Genomic DNA, 15,108 nt, shown 5'->3' on the forward strand with positions numbered 1-15,108 from the left:
GTGCATCCATGCAGATTTCGGTAAATGAGTTCCTGACGCCCCGCCATATTGATGTGCAGGTCGTCAGTCCAACCCGCGCCAAGATCACTCTCGAGCCTCTCGAGCGTGGTTTCGGCCATACCCTGGGCAACGCGCTGCGCCGCATCCTGTTGTCCTCAATGCCCGGCTGTGCAGTGGTCGAGGCCGAGATTGACGGTGTGCTCCACGAGTACAGCGCCATCGAAGGTGTACAGGAAGACGTTATTGAAATCCTGTTGAACCTGAAAGGTCTGGCTATCAAGCTGCACGGTCGTGACGAAGTGACGCTGACCTTGTCGAAAAAGGGTTCGGGGGTGGTTACCGCTGCCGATATTCAGCTGGATCATGATGTCGAGATCGTTAACCCCGATCACGTAATCGCTAACCTGGCGTCTAACGGCGCCCTGAACATGAAGCTCGTTGTAGCTCGTGGTCGCGGTTATGAACCAGCCGATTCGCGTCAGAGCGATGAAGATGAAAGCCGCAGCATCGGTCGCTTGCAGCTTGACTCTTCGTTCAGCCCGGTCCGTCGTATCGCCTACGTGGTGGAAAACGCCCGTGTCGAGCAGCGCACCAACCTGGACAAACTGGTTATCGATCTGGAAACCAACGGTACGCTGGATCCTGAAGAGGCTATCCGCCGCGCTGCAACCATCCTGCAACAGCAGTTGGCTGCGTTCGTCGACCTCAAAGGTGAAACGCTGCAGCCGGTGGTTGAAGAGGAAGATGAGATCGACCCGATCCTCCTCCGTCCAGTTGACGATCTGGAATTGACTGTACGTTCGGCCAACTGCCTTAAGGCGGAGAACATCTACTACATCGGCGACCTGATTCAGCGCACCGAAGTAGAGCTGTTGAAGACTCCGAACCTGGGCAAGAAATCCTTGACTGAAATCAAGGACGTCCTTGGCTCACGCAGTCTGTCCCTCGGCATGCGCCTCGACAACTGGCCGCCTGCAAGTCTTAAGAAGGACGACAAGGCGACTGCCTGATCGTCGTAATCACCGAACGTCGTGTTTGGTAAGGAATGAACCATGCGTCATCGTAAAAGTGGTCGTCACCTGAGCCGCACTAGCTCGCACCGCAAGGCTATGTTCCAGAACATGGCAGTGTCGCTGTTCGAGCACGAGCTGATCAAAACGACTCTGCCTAAAGCCAAGGAACTGCGCCGCGTTGCCGAGCCGCTGATCACTCTGGCCAAGATCGATAGCGTTTCGAACCGCCGTCTGGCGTTCGACCGTACTCGTTCGAAAGCCATCGTTGGCAAGCTGTTCAACGACCTGGGCAAGCGCTATGCAACCCGTGAGGGCGGCTACCTGCGCATCCTGAAGTGCGGTTTCCGCGCTGGCGACAACGCACCTATGTGCTACGTCGAGCTGGTTGATCGTCCAGTTGGTGGCGTTGTAGAAGCCGCTGAGTAAGACGTTTCAGTCTGTTAAAAAACCGGGCCTTGTGCCCGGTTTTTTATTGGCGTGCTAATTTGTCAAAATCTATCGTGCACAAACAGTTAATGCATTAGCCTCATGCGCGCTCCTGGCGAATAATGTCCGAAAGCCGTCTATACCGGCAGGATCAGCCTGAGAGAGGAAGCCCATGAGCCAGAATACGACCTTGACCACCGCCAGCGGTGCGCCTGTTGCCGATAACCAAAACTCCCGCTCTGCCGGCCCTCGCGGCCCATTGTTGCTGGACGATTTCCATCTGATCGAAAAGCTTGCGCATTTCAATCGCGAAAATATTCCTGAGCGTCGCGTACATGCCAAGGGCTCAGGTGCCTATGGGACTTTCACTGTCACTCAGGACATCAGCCATCTGAGCAGCGCCAAGCTGTTCAATGCCGTTGGCAAACAGACTGAAACCTTTCTGCGGTTTTCTACGGTCGGCGGCGAGCGCGGTTCTGCTGACACCGAGCGCGACCCACGCGGCTTTGCGCTGAAGTTCTACACCGAGGAAGGCAACTGGGACATCGTCGGTAATAACACGCCTGTGTTCTTTATCCGTGATCCGCTGAAATTCCCGGACTTTATCCACACCCAGAAACGTCTCCCTCAGAGCAATCTGAAGAGCGCACAGATGATGTGGGATTTCTGGTCGCATTCCCCGGAAGCGCTGCACCAGGTCACCATCTTGTTTTCCGACCGTGGCATTCCCGACGGTTACCGCCACATGCACGGGTTCGGCAGTCACACCTATAGCTTGATCAACGCAGCCGGCGTGCGGCATTGGGTCAAATGGCACTACAAGACGGAGCAAGGCATCAAGAACCTCGCGCCCGCTGATGCTGCGCGTCTTGCCGGTACCGATCCAGACTACGCCCAGCGCGACCTGTTCGGCGCCATCGAGCGCGGTGATTTTCCGAAATGGCGTGTGTGCCTTCAGGTAATGACCGAGGCTCAGGCTGACGCCCATCATGAGAACCCGTTCGATGTCACCAAAACCTGGTCGCAGAAAGAATTCCCGCTGATCGAGGTGGGGATGCTGGAGCTCAATCGTAACCCGCTCAACTACTTTGCCGAGGTCGAGCAGGCGGCGTTTGGTCCAAGCAACATGGTGCCAGGTGTAGGGCTGTCCCCCGACCGGATGCTGCAAGGCCGTGTGTTCGCTTATGCCGATGCCCATCGCTACCGGATTGGTACCAACCACCAGCAATTATCGGTGAATGCACCGCGCAGTCCGGTCAACACTTACCAGCGCGACGGCTCCATGGCCTTGGGCAGCAACGGTGGTGCAGCGCCGAATTACGAGCCCAACAGCTACAGCAGCGCGCCGAAACAAGACCTCAGCTATGCCGAGCCGGCGCTGGCCCTGCAAGGTGCAGCCGATCGCTGGGATCACCGTGTCGATGGCGATTACTACAGCCACGCAGGTGCATTGTTCCGCTTGATGAGCGATGCGCAGCGGGCGTTGCTGGTGGACAATATTGCCGGGACCTTGGGCAGCGTTTCTGCCGATGTCATCGAGCGGCAGCTCGGGCACTTCAGCAAGGCTGACCCAGCGTATGGAGAAGCAATCGCGCAAGCGATTGAAGCGAAACGCGCTTAAGTCGAAATGATAAAGCGAACCGCCCTCATTTGGGCGGTTTTTCGCTGCCAATCGTCGCAGTTTCCCTCTTTTTTAGCGATTTGCTTTCTTGTTCTTCGTGACCTTATCCACGCCATGGTTCAGACTATGCCTTTACGCACAGGGAGATGTAGAGCAATGCTGGGCCATCCGGAAGTAATCGATTATCTGAACACGCTGTTGCGCGGTGAATTGGCAGCGCGTGATCAGTATTTCATCCATTCGCGGATGTACGAGGACTGGGGATTTGGCAAGCTCTACGAACGCATCAACCACGAAATGCAGGAAGAGGCCGAACACGCAGACGCCTTGATGCGCCGCATTCTGATGCTCGAAGGCACACCGACCATGCGCCCCGACGATCTCGATGTCGGCACCACCGTGCCTGAGATGCTCGAAAGCGACCTGCGCCTTGAATACAAGGTCCGCGCAGCGTTGTGCAAGGGCATCGAGTTGTGCGAGCTGCACAATGACTATGTCAGCCGCGAAATCCTGCGCGTGCAGTTGAACGACACCGAGGAAGACCACACCTACTGGCTCGAGAAGCAGTTGGGTTTGATCAAGCTGACAGGCCTGCAGAATTATCTGCAATCGCAGTTCTGATTTCTGACAGCACAAAAAAGCCCCGACCATGTGAATGGTCGGGGCTTTTTGTTGGCTACGCCTTGTCCCGTTCCAGCAGGGGCTTGAGGTAGTGCCCGGTGTAGGATTGCTTCATCCCTGCCACCTGCTCCGGCGTCCCTACGGCAATGATCTGCCCGCCTTTGGAGCCGCCTTCAGGCCCTAGGTCGACCAGCCAGTCAGCTGTCTTGATGACGTCCAGGTTGTGCTCGATGACCACCACGGTGTTCCCGTGATCGCGCAACCGGTGCAGCACATCCAGCAACTGCTGAATGTCCGCAAAGTGCAGGCCTGTGGTGGGTTCATCCAGGATGTACAGCGTCTTGCCGGTGTCGCGCTTGGACAGCTCCCGCGACAGCTTGACCCGTTGCGCCTCACCTCCGGACAGCGTCGTCGCCGACTGACCGAGCTTGATGTACGACAGGCCGACATCCATCAGTGTTTGCAGCTTGCGCGCCAAGGCTGGCACAGCGTCGAAAAACTCGCGTGCTTCCTCAATGGTCATTTCCAGGGTTTCGTGAATGTTCTTGCCCTTGTATTTGATCTCGAGGGTTTCACGGTTGTAGCGTTTGCTCTTGCACACGTCGCACGGTACATAGATGTCCGGCAGAAAGTGCATCTCGACCTTGATCAAGCCATCGCCTTGGCAGGCTTCGCAGCGCCCACCCTTGACGTTGAACGAGAAACGCCCGGGACCATAACCCCGCGACCGCGCTTCCGGGACCCCCGCGAAAAGCTCGCGGATGGGCGTAAACAGCCCGGTATACGTGGCCGGGTTGGAGCGTGGCGTTCGGCCGATCGGGCTTTGGTCGATATCGACGACCTTGTCCAGATGCTGCAGGCCGTCGATGCTGTCGTGAGCTGCCGCTTCCAGGGTGGTCGCGCCATTGAGGGCGGTCGAACTGAGCGGGAAGAGCGTGTTGTTGATCAATGTCGATTTGCCCGACCCCGACACACCGGTGACGCAGGTCAGCAAGCCGATGGGGATTTCCAGATCGACATTTCGCAGGTTATTGCCGCGCGCGCCTTTGAGCGTCAAGGACAGCTTCTTGTTGCGCGGCGTGCGCTTGGCTGGCACGGCAATCTTCACTCGGCCGGAGAGGTACTTGCCGGTGAGGGAGTCCGGGTGGTCCATGACTTCCTGCGCCGTGCCCTGAGCAACGATGTGGCCGCCATGTACGCCGGCACCAGGCCCGATGTCGACCACGTAGTCAGCGAGGCGGATGGCGTCTTCGTCATGTTCGACCACGATCACCGTATTGCCGATGTCGCGCAGGTGCTTGAGAGTGCCCAGCAAGCGATCGTTGTCGCGCTGGTGCAGGCCAATAGATGGCTCGTCGAGGATGTACATGACCCCGACCAGGCCTGCACCGATCTGGCTGGCCAGGCGAATTCGCTGGGCCTCGCCGCCGGACAACGTGTCGGCGCTGCGGTCGAGCGTCAGATAGTCCAGGCCCACGTTCACCAGAAACTGCAGACGCTCGCGGATTTCCTTGAGAATCTTGTCGGCGATCTCGCCTTTGCGTCCGGTCAACTTGAGCCCGTCGAAATACGATGTGGCGTCGCCGATGGGCAGGCCGGTCACCGCAGGCAAGGTCTTCTCGCCGACCCAGACGTGCCGCGCTTCACGCCGCAGGCGGGTGCCGCGGCAATCCGGGCAAGGCTGGGTGCTGAGGAACTTGGCCAGCTCTTCGCGTACGGTCGCCGATTCCGTTTCGCGGTAGCGACGTTCCAGGTTGGGCACGATGCCTTCGAAAGGGTGGGAGCGCTTGACGATGTCGCCACGGTCGTTCAGGTACTTGAAGTCGACGTTGTGATTGCCGCTGCCGTTGAGCAGCATCTTCTGCTGGTCTGCCGGCAGTTCCTTGAACGGGACCTCGAGGCTGAAGCCGTAATGGGCGGCCAATGAGCCCAGCATCTGGAAATAATAGACGTTGCGCCGGTCCCAGCCACGGATCGCGCCTTCGGCCAGGGTCAGCTCGCCGTTGACCAGGCGCTTGGTGTCGAAAAACTGTTTTACCCCCAGGCCATCACAGGTCGGGCATGCGCCAGCGGGGTTGTTGAACGAGAACAGCTTGGGTTCCAGTTCGCTGATGGCATGGCCGCAGATCGGGCAAGCGAAGCGTGCGGAAAAGATCAGCTCTTCACCGGCTTCGTCGTCCATCGGTGCGACCAGCGCGATCCCGTCTGCCAGCTTCAGTGCCGTCTCGAAGGATTCTGCCAGGCGCTGCTGCAGATCGTTGCGCACCTTGAAGCGGTCGACCACCACTTCGATGGTGTGCTTCTTCTGTTTTTCCAGCTTGGGCAGCTCGTCCATCTCGTGGAGTCTGCCGTTGATTCGCACGCGCACGAAGCCTTGGGCGCGCAGTTCCTCGAAGATGGCCAGGTGTTCGCCCTTGCGCTCGCGAATCACCGGTGCGAGCAGCATCAGCCGGCGCCCCTCGGGCTCGGCGAGCACCAGGTCGACCATCTGGCTGACGGTCTGGGCTTCCAGTGGAATGTCGTGATCCGGGCAGCGGGGCGTGCCGACCCGGGCGTACAACAGCCGGAGATAGTCGTAGATTTCGGTGATGGTGCCGACGGTAGAGCGGGGGTTGTGCGAAGTGGACTTCTGCTCGATGGAAATCGCTGGCGACAAGCCTTCGATGGTGTCGACATCGGGCTTCTCCATCATCGACAGGAACTGCCGCGCATAGGCCGACAAGGACTCGACGTAACGCCGCTGGCCTTCTGCGTAGAGTGTATCGAACGCCAGCGACGACTTGCCCGAGCCCGACAGGCCGGTGATGACAATCAGCTTGTCACGGGGCAGGGTGAGGTCGATGTTCTTCAGGTTGTGGGTCCGAGCCCCACGAATCAGGATCTTGTCCAAAAGCGGCCTCGCTTGGCGGGCATAAAACACGGGAGTATAAGGCTAAATACTGGATGGATGCACACTATCATCCGGAACCATGAAGAAGGCATGACATCTGCGCGGCAAAGCGTCGCCGTATGTGCCGTTACAACTGTGGGACTGGTAGAATCGCCGCCGGTTCACATGAGGTTTTTCCATGCACGATCCCCACAGCGAGCGCATGAGCGGCTCGGAAACCCGCGCCGCCAGCGGGCTGGCCCTGGTGTTTGCTTTTCGCATGCTTGGCATGTTCATGGTCCTGCCGGTGCTTGCCACTTATGGTATGGATCTGGCGGGTGCCACCCCCGCGCTTATCGGCCTGGCCATTGGCGCCTATGGCCTGACCCAGGCATTTCTGCAGATTCCGTTCGGCATCCTGTGCGACCGTATCGGTCGTCGCCCGGTCATCTACGGCGGCTTGATCGTCTTTGCCCTTGGCAGTCTGCTGGCCGCCCAGGCCGACTCCATCTGGGGGGTGATCGCCGGCAGGGTGTTGCAAGGCGCAGGGGCGATTTCCGCTGCCGTGATGGCCTTGCTTTCAGACCTGACCCGCGAACAGCACCGCACCAAGGCCATGGCGATGATCGGGATGAGCATCGGCGTCTCCTTCGCCGTGGCCATGGTGGTCGGCCCGTTGCTGACCCGCGCCTTCGGCTTGTCCGGACTGTTCCTGGCCACTGCCGGGCTGGCGCTCATCGGTATCGTATTGATTGCCTTTGTCGTACCTAAGGCGTCCGGCCCGTTGCATCACCGCGAGTCCGGCGTGGCCAAGGAGGCGATGGCGGCCACGTTGCGCCACCCGGACCTGTTGCGGCTGGACTTCGGTATTTTCGTGCTGCATTCGGTGCTGATGGCCAGCTTCGTGGTCTTGCCGATGGCCTTGGTCGAGCGTGCCGGGTTGCCGAAAGAGCAGCACTGGTGGGTGTACCTGACTGCCTTGGTGATTTCTTTTTTCGCCATGATTCCGTTCATCATCTATGGCGAAAAAAAGCGCAAGATGAAGCGCGTGCTCATCGGTGCCGTGACCGTGCTGATGCTCACGGAATTGTATTTCTGGGAATTTGGCTACTCGCTAAAAGAACTGGTTATCGGTACAGTGGTGTTCTTCATCGCCTTCAACCTGCTTGAGGCGTCGCTGCCTTCGCTTATCAGCAAGGTATCGCCCGCTGGCGGCAAGGGCACGGCGATGGGGGTCTATTCCACCAGTCAGTTTCTTGGCTCGGCCATGGGGGGCATCCTCGGTGGGTGGTTGTTTTCCCATGGTGGCCTGAGCATGGTGTTCATCGGCTGCGCGGTGCTCCTCGCACTCTGGCTGGCGATAGCTGTTACCATGCGCGAACCGCCTTATGTCACAAGCCTGCGCATACCGTTGTCGCCAGAGGCGCAACGCGAAGCAGGTCTGGCCGAGCGGCTCAAGGCCGTGCCGGGCGTAACCGACGCAGTGGTGGTGGCTGAAGAAGCGGCCATCTATATCAAACTGGATGCTGAAATTTTGGACCGCACGTCCGCGGAGCGCCTGATCAACCCGGCCCCCGAGACATGCGAAGCCTAGGAGAACGTTTATGGCCCGTGGGGTTAACAAAGTCATATTGGTCGGTACCTGTGGCCAGGATCCGGAGGTCCGTTACCTGCCCAATGGCAACGCGGTCACCAACCTGAGCCTGGCCACCAGCGAGCAGTGGACCGACAAGCAGAGCGGCCAGAAGGTCGAGCGCACCGAATGGCACCGTGTGTCGATGTTCGGCAAGGTCGCCGAGATCGCCGGTGAATACCTGCGCAAAGGCTCGCAGGTATACATCGAAGGCAAGCTGCAGACCCGCGAATGGGAAAAAGACGGCATCAAGCGCTACACCACTGAAATCGTTGTCGACATGCAGGGCACCATGCAGCTGCTGGGTGGCCGTCCTCAGGGCGACCAGAACGCTCAGGGTGGCGGCAACAACTACCAGCAGTCCGCTCCCCGCCAGCAGGCACCCCGCCCGCAGCAGTCGTCGTCTGCGCCGCAGCAGCAGCCTTCGCGTCCGGCGCCGCAGCAGTCCGCGCCGCAGCCGGCTCCGGATTTCGACAGTTTTGATGACGATATTCCGTTCTAACCTACATAAGACTAAAATGTAAAGGATTTTTGACCTTGGTTTAGCCGAAAGGCCCGGCGTCATTAGTTTTTTTGAGAAGAGAAAGCCCTCTAGGCCGTAAAGCTAGGAGGGTTTTTTTTTGACCGGCGTAAAGGTAAATCTAACTTGACTACACAATATGTGAGTGTAAAGATAAAAGTCTACATAAGAAAATGTAAAGGATTTGGTGTCGAATGGAAGTGAAAACTGTGCGACATCCTTCGGGCCAGAACCTACCTATTTTGCTTGACGACGATGGCTTGCCGATACCACTAGCGAATGAGTGGGCGTTGACTAGGCGCGATCTCAGCCCGAACACGCTCATCAGAAATTTGAGAGAGCTATCGATTCTCTTTGCATGGCTTTTCGCCCTGGGCATTGATCTGAACGCATGTGTTGCTGGCTTACGGATGTTTACTGAGGCTGAACTGTCCGGAAGCTTGTGTGAGCGGCTGCGGATGGCAGTGAAAATTCCTTTTGCTCAAGTGGGGGTCGCCTCTATAAAGCAGAGCCAAAAAGTAGCTGTTTCTCCTCTGACCTATAAGTTACGACTGATCACGGTGCGCCAGTTCCTAGGCTGGTGTTTTCGTATCAAGATGGGCTCCTTGGCCTCTGATGATCCAGCGCTTGTTAGAATCCAGACCCACAAAGACCACGTAGATCAAATATTGGCTAATCAGGAGATCAGCAATCCGCCCCAAAATAAGTCACTCACAAAAGGCCTGCGCGATCATGAGGTGCTAGCTCTTATTTGGTGCGTCGATTTCAGAAACCCAGAAGCTTATGGGATAAATGAGCATGTGAGGTTTAGGAATTTCATCGTTGTGATGATTATGCTCAACTTTGGGCTAAGGCCTGCGGAAGTGCTAACTCTGAGGGTGGATGACATAGAGTTTGGAAGTGTTACAGCGCTAAGGGTTTTCAGGCGTGTTGCTGATCCAGACGACATGCGAAGCCCGCGCCCGAGAGTTAAGCGAAATGGGCGAGATATCGTTGTGCAGGTGCCTACCATCCTGCGATTGATTGAAGAGTATATTGAGGTCCATCGTGAAGCTGTTATGGACCGCTTCGGTAAAGATCATAGCTACTTGATTGTTTCAGACGAGGGCGATCCATTGCATGGGAATAGTGTGTCGAACTACTTTCAGATCATTCGCGAGAGATTTAAAGATCAGTTGCCAGCGAATCTGACCCCTAAGTCTCTACGGCACACATACTCAAGTAAAACAGAGCGTGATATGTCAGAGCGGGGGATTCCTGAGGATGAGCGGAAAATTGTCTTGGCTTATCTTAGAGGCGACAGCAGTACGCGGTCGCAGGAAGTTTATATAAGTGGTGAAATAATTCGCCAAGCTACTGCTGTTCAGTCGAGATATCATGATACACTGATGGAAAGTTTTTTGGAGTATACAAGCGATGGATCAAGCGCTGATGAAACGGCCTGCTGATGTTGAACTATGGGAGCCGATACCTAGTTCAATAATCAGCAGAGATGGGCATGTAGTCGACACAAGTGGGTTAGACTGGTACTTGCCAACGACTAGCAGTCGATCTGCGATCTGTAGGTTTAGCTTTATTAAAAACCTAAAGTTTCGGTATGCGCTAATGCGCTATTGTATCCATGTAATAAGGGTCTCGTCTGCTTCGTATGGCTATAGTGTATGGACTGACTGTTGGCGTTTTCTTCTTCTAGTAAACCCAGAATTTAATACTGCTGATATTGGGGATTTCGAGGTAGAATTAATCCGTCACGTCGAGAGCATGATTGCTAATACGAGACGAGATCACAAGCTCTATCAGATAAGTCGGGTGAAGTCTTGGTATCTCTGGTGTAGCCAATATCTCACTGAACTCGGCTTTAACGCCGAGTATGCTTGGGTATTGGAGGCTCTCAAAATTCCGGGAGGCCCGAAAGGAGAGGCCGTAAAGAATGAGGATGTCGATTCAGGTCCACTGCATCGTATTTATGAGTTGCAGCCGCTTTATAATGCTCTGCACACGACGGCCTGTACTAACATAAATCACTATCAGCAGCGGGCTGCATTAGCCTTGTTTATTGCCCACGGGCGAAACCCAGCAAATCTATCTTGGTTGCGCGAAAGTGATCTTATTAACGTCGCTCCTGGGTTGGATGAGCCTTGCTGGGTCATTAGATATCCCAGAATTAAAAAGAGACTGCTAAACCCAAGAAATGACTTCGTGGAAGTGGCTCTTCCATCGGAATTCGCTCCATATATTTTGGAGTTGATAGAGGTCAATCGATCTCGTCAGCCGAATACTTGGTTAGGTGTCAGTGCAGATGGTTTTGATCGACCTATTTTTTTCAATACTTTAACCAACTCCGCAGCGAAAGCATCAGGTCATCGTGAGGCATTTTTCAATTACGAGAGCGGATATTTTGCTCACATTCTTCAAGATTTTGTATCAAGGCATCGTATCGTTTCTCCGCTGACAAATATGTTACTGCATCTCAGTCCCCGGCGACTTCGGTATACTCTGGCAACAAATTTAGTGAAGGACGGTGCGTCGCAGCGTCAGCTAGCCCAAATTCTTGATCATACTGATCTGCAACATGTGCAGGTTTATTTTGACTTGGCAGGTAATATTGTCGAATTGCTAGATAAAGCACTGATCGGTCCATACGCGCAAATGCTTAATTTCTTTAAAGGTAATTTAATTGTGCCTGGGCAGAAAGCTGTCAACGAGGAAGATGCGGGCAAGCATATTCCGTTTGTCTACGTTGAAGATACTCCAGAGATCGATTTGGGTGTGTGTGGTAAACATTCGCTTTGTTCTTTGCACCCGCCTTATTCCTGCTACAAATGCCCAAAATTTCAAGCTTACCTTGATGCAGACCACCAGACTGTGCTGGAGCATTTGCTCGCGGAGCGTGAAGAGAAATTCCAGTCAGCGGATGCGCGAATAGCTGTTCAGCTTGATGAAATTATCTATGCCGTTGCTCAGGTAGTAGAGAAATGCAAAGAGCTTAATGGGGCATCTATCTAATGCCAAAATTACTCGCATTTTTGAACAAGCTTGAGCTGGATCGTGCCCTAAATTTGAGCAATCTTACCTATAAAGCCAAGATGCTGGGTATGCTTGGGTTTGAGTGCATCGACTGGGATGCGCCTAGTTGGAAGTTCACCGCTGGACCGCTTACCATCATGTCAGCCAAGCGGTCAGGAAATCCCAGTATTTACTTCAAGCATGCCCCGAGCATCGGCGCGCAAGACCTTGAAGGCGATTGGGATACAGTCGCGAAAACACTATTTTGTCTTCGTGCACATCGGTCGAATCAGAAACTTCCAAACCATCAGACATTTGTCGCGGCAGTAGGATATGTAAGTCATATCGTTGGGGGAACACATCGACGCCTATCTCGGCTGATGCCTGAAGATCTTGAAGCTGCATGTCGCTTGATATCAACCCATTACAAAGACTCTACTGCCTATAATCTACATAAGGCGGTAATAGAATTCGGGGCTCATTGCGATGCTAATCAGCTCTGTAACGTTCGATTGGAGTTCAAATATTCAGGGTTGAAGCGCCCCGCGAATGCCGGAGGAGTAGCACATAAGCGCCTGGATGCCCTTGAGAATCTCGAGCAAACCGTAGGGGACCGTATTGTTGATCTTTCAGTTTTCGAGCTAATTGGATCGCTCTATCAAAATGTACCTCGTAACCACAAATATCGAATGTACGTATTGATGCTTGTACTTTTGGCGTGTATTGGAAGGCGGTTCAGTGAGATTGCGACACTACCACTCCAGGAGGTAGGGGCTGACGCTGAAGGCAGGAGATACCTACGTTATTTTTTGATGAAAACCAGCAAAGGCGATAATGCTCATCCGATTGACAGGGCATGGCTGCCTACGGATGCCGTATCGATTGTTGAGGACGTGGTCGCCGAGCTTGCTGATATCACTCAGGCAGCTAGGTCTACTGCGCAGGAGATGCGCATCGTCGGGGGACCTGACCTGCGATGGATCGAGCCGTATGCTGAAGACCATCGATTCTACATAGCCGATTTAGCAACCTTAGGGTTTAGCTTCAATGTTTTGCGCCCTGGAGGTTGGCTGACCCAGAACGGCCTTACATTTCCTGATCCAGATAAGCTGACGTCTCAAGGCATACGTCCAGCTAAGCCATCGCGCTTTACCACTAAGCATGGATTGACTTCATATTGTCAGAGCACATTCGACCCACGTTTGAATGATCCTATTCGAATCGCGACAACTGGTCAGGTCTACTATCAGGAAGATCTGTTCTTCGTACGGTATGCGGGTATGTCCTCCGGGGGCGTGTCTGTGTGTGTGGTTGCTCCAGTGACTCACTCTATGTTCACGACGTTCATACGAGATCATCTTGAGCTGCTAACGTCTGAGTTCGGCGGAGGCAACGTCAAGCCTGATTTCTCAAGCCATGACTTTAGACACACTATCAACACGCTACTGAATGATGGTGGTATGAGCGATTATGTCCAAACAAAGTGGTTTGGTCGGAAATATGCTAACGACACCAAAGCATATCAACACACCTCACGAGAAAAGAGGGCGTTGATTTACCAGGAAAAAATTCGGGAGGGCAAGATTGGCGGAGCTATCGCTGACAAATACATCCAGCTCCCGGTTGAGTACAAAGAGGCATACCTCAAGGCCAAGATCACTGGGGTCCACGAGCTTGGGACCGGCATGTGCACGCGCAATCTCTCGCAATCGCCTTGCCCAAATCATCTCGAATGCCATGCGAAATGCTCGGATTTCTCTTGGGAGAAGGACAATGATGGTAAGAAGGCAGGGGTTGTGAGGGCTTTTGAGATTGAGGTCGTCCAGTACGAGAATGCTGTAACCAAATCCCAATCCAATAGGCAGGGCGAGAGTCATCAATGGATGGCTCATTCTCAGAAGAAAATCGACACTCTCACCGCGATGCTGGGCGATTTTGATATGGACGCTGAAGCCATCAAAGCGAAAGCACTCGGAGCGCAATCATGAGCAAGTTTGCCAAGAGAATGGATGCTGGAGATGTCAAAGCTATCATCAAGGAGTTAGATCGCTGGGCATTAGGTGAGCTGGGTTCTGGCCTGCGGTGGAAGACGCTTGAAGACCAGTTTGGGTTTACACGCCAGGCTTTAAATGGTCGTCTCGAAATCAAGGTTGCCTTCGATGCAGCCAAAGCTTCTTTGGGGGGCGGCCTAGCGTCGAAACAAAAAAATGCGGTGAGGGATGCCGAAGAAATGGTGCTACGAGTTGAGCAGCTCGAAAGGGAGTTACAGGCGTATAAGGATCGCGAAGCCAAGTGGCTGCTGAGGTGGCAGCAGATTGCTTACAACATCAGGGCAAGGTTTGGTGCGCAGATGAGCAGTATTGACAATTCAGAAGGCGCACGAGAAGGGCTACCCAATCAGCGGGTGACTGAAGGTATCCTCAAACAACTTGATCAGCCTATTCCACCGGTAGGTACGCTAGATGCTGAGGATTAGCTCGTGCTGGCCTGCCTCAGCCTGGCTACTTCTGCGCTAGCAGCTAGCTTGGTTTTATGCAACCCTCAAGAGCAGCGAGTGCCGTAAAATCAGAGTACTTAAATATGTATCTAAAAAATCATAACAACCTCGGCTATAGTTTAACAGTCGTAGTAATTATATGTAGATTGGTGCTTCGTTTCTCAAACTGACGTCTGCCATTATTAAACCATAAATTTGGCGTGCCGAGTGTACAGTTAAGGAAGTCAGTGGCTAACAGGTCGCCAAGATCGCGCATATCCACTGGTCTCCTACCCTGTGCCTCCTTGGCGATGCTAGCAAGACACGCGCCGTACCCTGATGCCCTAAAGTCTATAACTATGCCTCCGGGCGTATGCTGTTCCATCAGGGCAGCCTGATCCGCTAGTTGTGATAGCTTATATGTCCAGTTATTTTTTGCTTGAAACGCGAGCCCTTTCATAAATAAAGAGTTGCCGGAATGGTCCAATACCTCAATCTGAAATATGCCATCAGAGCCAAATGATTTTTCTGGAGCGTTAGGCCCCCGGCCTCTAAGCTTCATATATCCTATTTTTACCGATGCCCTATTTCCCCCGTAGTCAAAAAAATGCTCGCCGGGCATGGCCATCGCTTGGCCCAGAGCACCCGTTAATGAATCTTCATCGGCTGCGCCCATATGGTAGCTGTTTTCAGCAGCATGTACAGCACTCCGGTAGTGGGACTGTAGTGTAGAAAAAATTGCTTTTGGTAAATCTGTCAGAGTCTTCAATTTTCTGTAAGTCTATTAAGTTTATGATGTAAATTTTTTCCAACGCAGGCCCTTCTCGGGTGACCTGTATAAGACTGTGGCCGTTAGCATATTCTTATCGATATAAATTTGTCTACTGAATTTTATGCTACGCTTTACGAATTGTACTGAATCC

Annotated in this window: 12 protein-coding genes; 10 read left to right on the plus strand and 2 right to left on the minus strand. The window is 54.0% G+C overall.

Going from position 1 to position 15,108, the window contains the following annotated elements:
• The first annotated feature begins 8 nt into the window (after positions 1-8).
• The 4 genes from rpoA to bfr all read left to right on the plus strand — a co-directional run bounded on the left by rpoA (position 9) and on the right by bfr (position 3,681).
• Positions 9-1,010, plus strand: a complete 1,002-nt coding sequence (rpoA, locus tag HB675_RS16725) for a DNA-directed RNA polymerase subunit alpha (protein WP_213879484.1) — start codon at positions 9-11, stop codon at positions 1,008-1,010.
• A 42-nt stretch (positions 1,011-1,052) separates the two neighbouring features.
• Positions 1,053-1,439, plus strand: a complete 387-nt coding sequence (gene rplQ, locus HB675_RS16730; protein WP_213879486.1) for a 50S ribosomal protein L17 — start codon at positions 1,053-1,055, stop codon at positions 1,437-1,439.
• 172 nt (positions 1,440-1,611) lie between these two features.
• Positions 1,612-3,060 (plus strand): catalase, encoded by a 1,449-nt coding sequence (locus HB675_RS16735; protein ID WP_213879488.1) that lies wholly within the window; start codon positions 1,612-1,614, stop codon positions 3,058-3,060.
• A gap of 156 nt (positions 3,061-3,216) precedes the next feature.
• Positions 3,217-3,681, plus strand: coding sequence for a bacterioferritin (gene bfr, locus HB675_RS16740; protein WP_213879490.1), 465 nt, complete (start codon positions 3,217-3,219; stop codon positions 3,679-3,681).
• Between the two features lie 55 nt (positions 3,682-3,736).
• On the opposite strand, the gene uvrA is transcribed toward bfr, so the two are convergent.
• Complete coding sequence (gene uvrA / locus HB675_RS16745) at positions 3,737-6,571, minus strand: excinuclease ABC subunit UvrA (RefSeq protein WP_213879492.1); 2,835 nt, start codon at positions 6,569-6,571, stop codon at positions 3,737-3,739.
• 178 nt (positions 6,572-6,749) lie between these two features.
• Here uvrA and HB675_RS16750 point away from each other — a divergent pair, with 178 nt between their 5' ends.
• The 6 genes from HB675_RS16750 (at position 6,750) to HB675_RS16775 (ending at position 14,185) form a co-directional block, all read left to right on the plus strand.
• Entirely contained in the window at positions 6,750-8,144 is a 1,395-nt protein-coding gene (locus tag HB675_RS16750) for an MFS transporter (protein WP_213879494.1), read from the plus strand.
• 10 nt (positions 8,145-8,154) lie between these two features.
• Positions 8,155-8,685 carry a single-stranded DNA-binding protein gene (locus HB675_RS16755; RefSeq protein ID WP_213879496.1) on the plus strand — a complete coding sequence of 177 codons (531 nt, stop codon included), beginning with the start codon at positions 8,155-8,157 and terminating at the stop codon, positions 8,683-8,685.
• A 212-nt stretch (positions 8,686-8,897) separates the two neighbouring features.
• On the plus strand, positions 8,898-10,151 hold the full coding sequence (locus tag HB675_RS16760; protein ID WP_213879498.1) for a site-specific integrase: 1,254 nt from the start codon (positions 8,898-8,900) through the stop codon (positions 10,149-10,151).
• A 313-nt stretch (positions 10,152-10,464) separates the two neighbouring features.
• The gene (locus tag HB675_RS16765) at positions 10,465-11,709 is read left to right on the plus strand and encodes a site-specific integrase (RefSeq protein ID WP_213879499.1); all 1,245 of its coding nucleotides are present in this window, start codon (positions 10,465-10,467) and stop codon (positions 11,707-11,709) included.
• Positions 11,709-13,697 (plus strand): integrase, encoded by a 1,989-nt coding sequence (locus HB675_RS16770; protein ID WP_213879502.1) that lies wholly within the window; start codon positions 11,709-11,711, stop codon positions 13,695-13,697. The genes HB675_RS16765 and HB675_RS16770 overlap by 1 nt, the downstream gene beginning before the upstream one ends.
• Positions 13,694-14,185, plus strand: a complete 492-nt coding sequence (locus tag HB675_RS16775; RefSeq protein ID WP_213879504.1) for a protein kinase — start codon at positions 13,694-13,696, stop codon at positions 14,183-14,185. The genes HB675_RS16770 and HB675_RS16775 overlap by 4 nt, the downstream gene beginning before the upstream one ends.
• Positions 14,186-14,318: 133 nt before the next feature.
• Here HB675_RS16775 and HB675_RS16780 read toward each other — a convergent pair whose 3' ends face one another.
• Positions 14,319-14,954 carry a hypothetical protein gene (locus HB675_RS16780; RefSeq protein ID WP_213879506.1) on the minus strand — a complete coding sequence of 212 codons (636 nt, stop codon included), beginning with the start codon at positions 14,952-14,954 and terminating at the stop codon, positions 14,319-14,321.
• Positions 14,955-15,108: the final 154 nt, after the last annotated feature.

The sequence above is a fragment of the Pseudomonas sp. dw_358 genome, assembly GCF_018449655.1.
GTDB lineage: Bacteria > Pseudomonadota > Gammaproteobacteria > Pseudomonadales > Pseudomonadaceae > Aquipseudomonas.

What these genes read in the sequence shown, in the direction of transcription:
- rpoA (WP_213879484.1), top strand. Translation starts at nt 9, where the DNA reads ATGCAGATTTCGGTAAATGAGTTCCTGACGCCCCGCCATATTGATGTG.
- rplQ (WP_213879486.1), top strand. Translation starts at nt 1,053, where the DNA reads ATGCGTCATCGTAAAAGTGGTCGTCACCTGAGCCGCACTAGCTCGCAC.
- HB675_RS16735 (WP_213879488.1), top strand. Translation starts at nt 1,612, where the DNA reads ATGAGCCAGAATACGACCTTGACCACCGCCAGCGGTGCGCCTGTTGCC.
- bfr (WP_213879490.1), top strand. Translation starts at nt 3,217, where the DNA reads ATGCTGGGCCATCCGGAAGTAATCGATTATCTGAACACGCTGTTGCGC.
- HB675_RS16750 (WP_213879494.1), top strand. Translation starts at nt 6,750, where the DNA reads ATGCACGATCCCCACAGCGAGCGCATGAGCGGCTCGGAAACCCGCGCC.
- HB675_RS16755 (WP_213879496.1), top strand. Translation starts at nt 8,155, where the DNA reads ATGGCCCGTGGGGTTAACAAAGTCATATTGGTCGGTACCTGTGGCCAG.
- HB675_RS16760 (WP_213879498.1), top strand. Translation starts at nt 8,898, where the DNA reads ATGGAAGTGAAAACTGTGCGACATCCTTCGGGCCAGAACCTACCTATT.
- HB675_RS16765 (WP_213879499.1), top strand. Translation starts at nt 10,465, where the DNA reads ATGATTGCTAATACGAGACGAGATCACAAGCTCTATCAGATAAGTCGG.
- HB675_RS16770 (WP_213879502.1), top strand. Translation starts at nt 11,709, where the DNA reads ATGCCAAAATTACTCGCATTTTTGAACAAGCTTGAGCTGGATCGTGCC.
- HB675_RS16775 (WP_213879504.1), top strand. Translation starts at nt 13,694, where the DNA reads ATGAGCAAGTTTGCCAAGAGAATGGATGCTGGAGATGTCAAAGCTATC.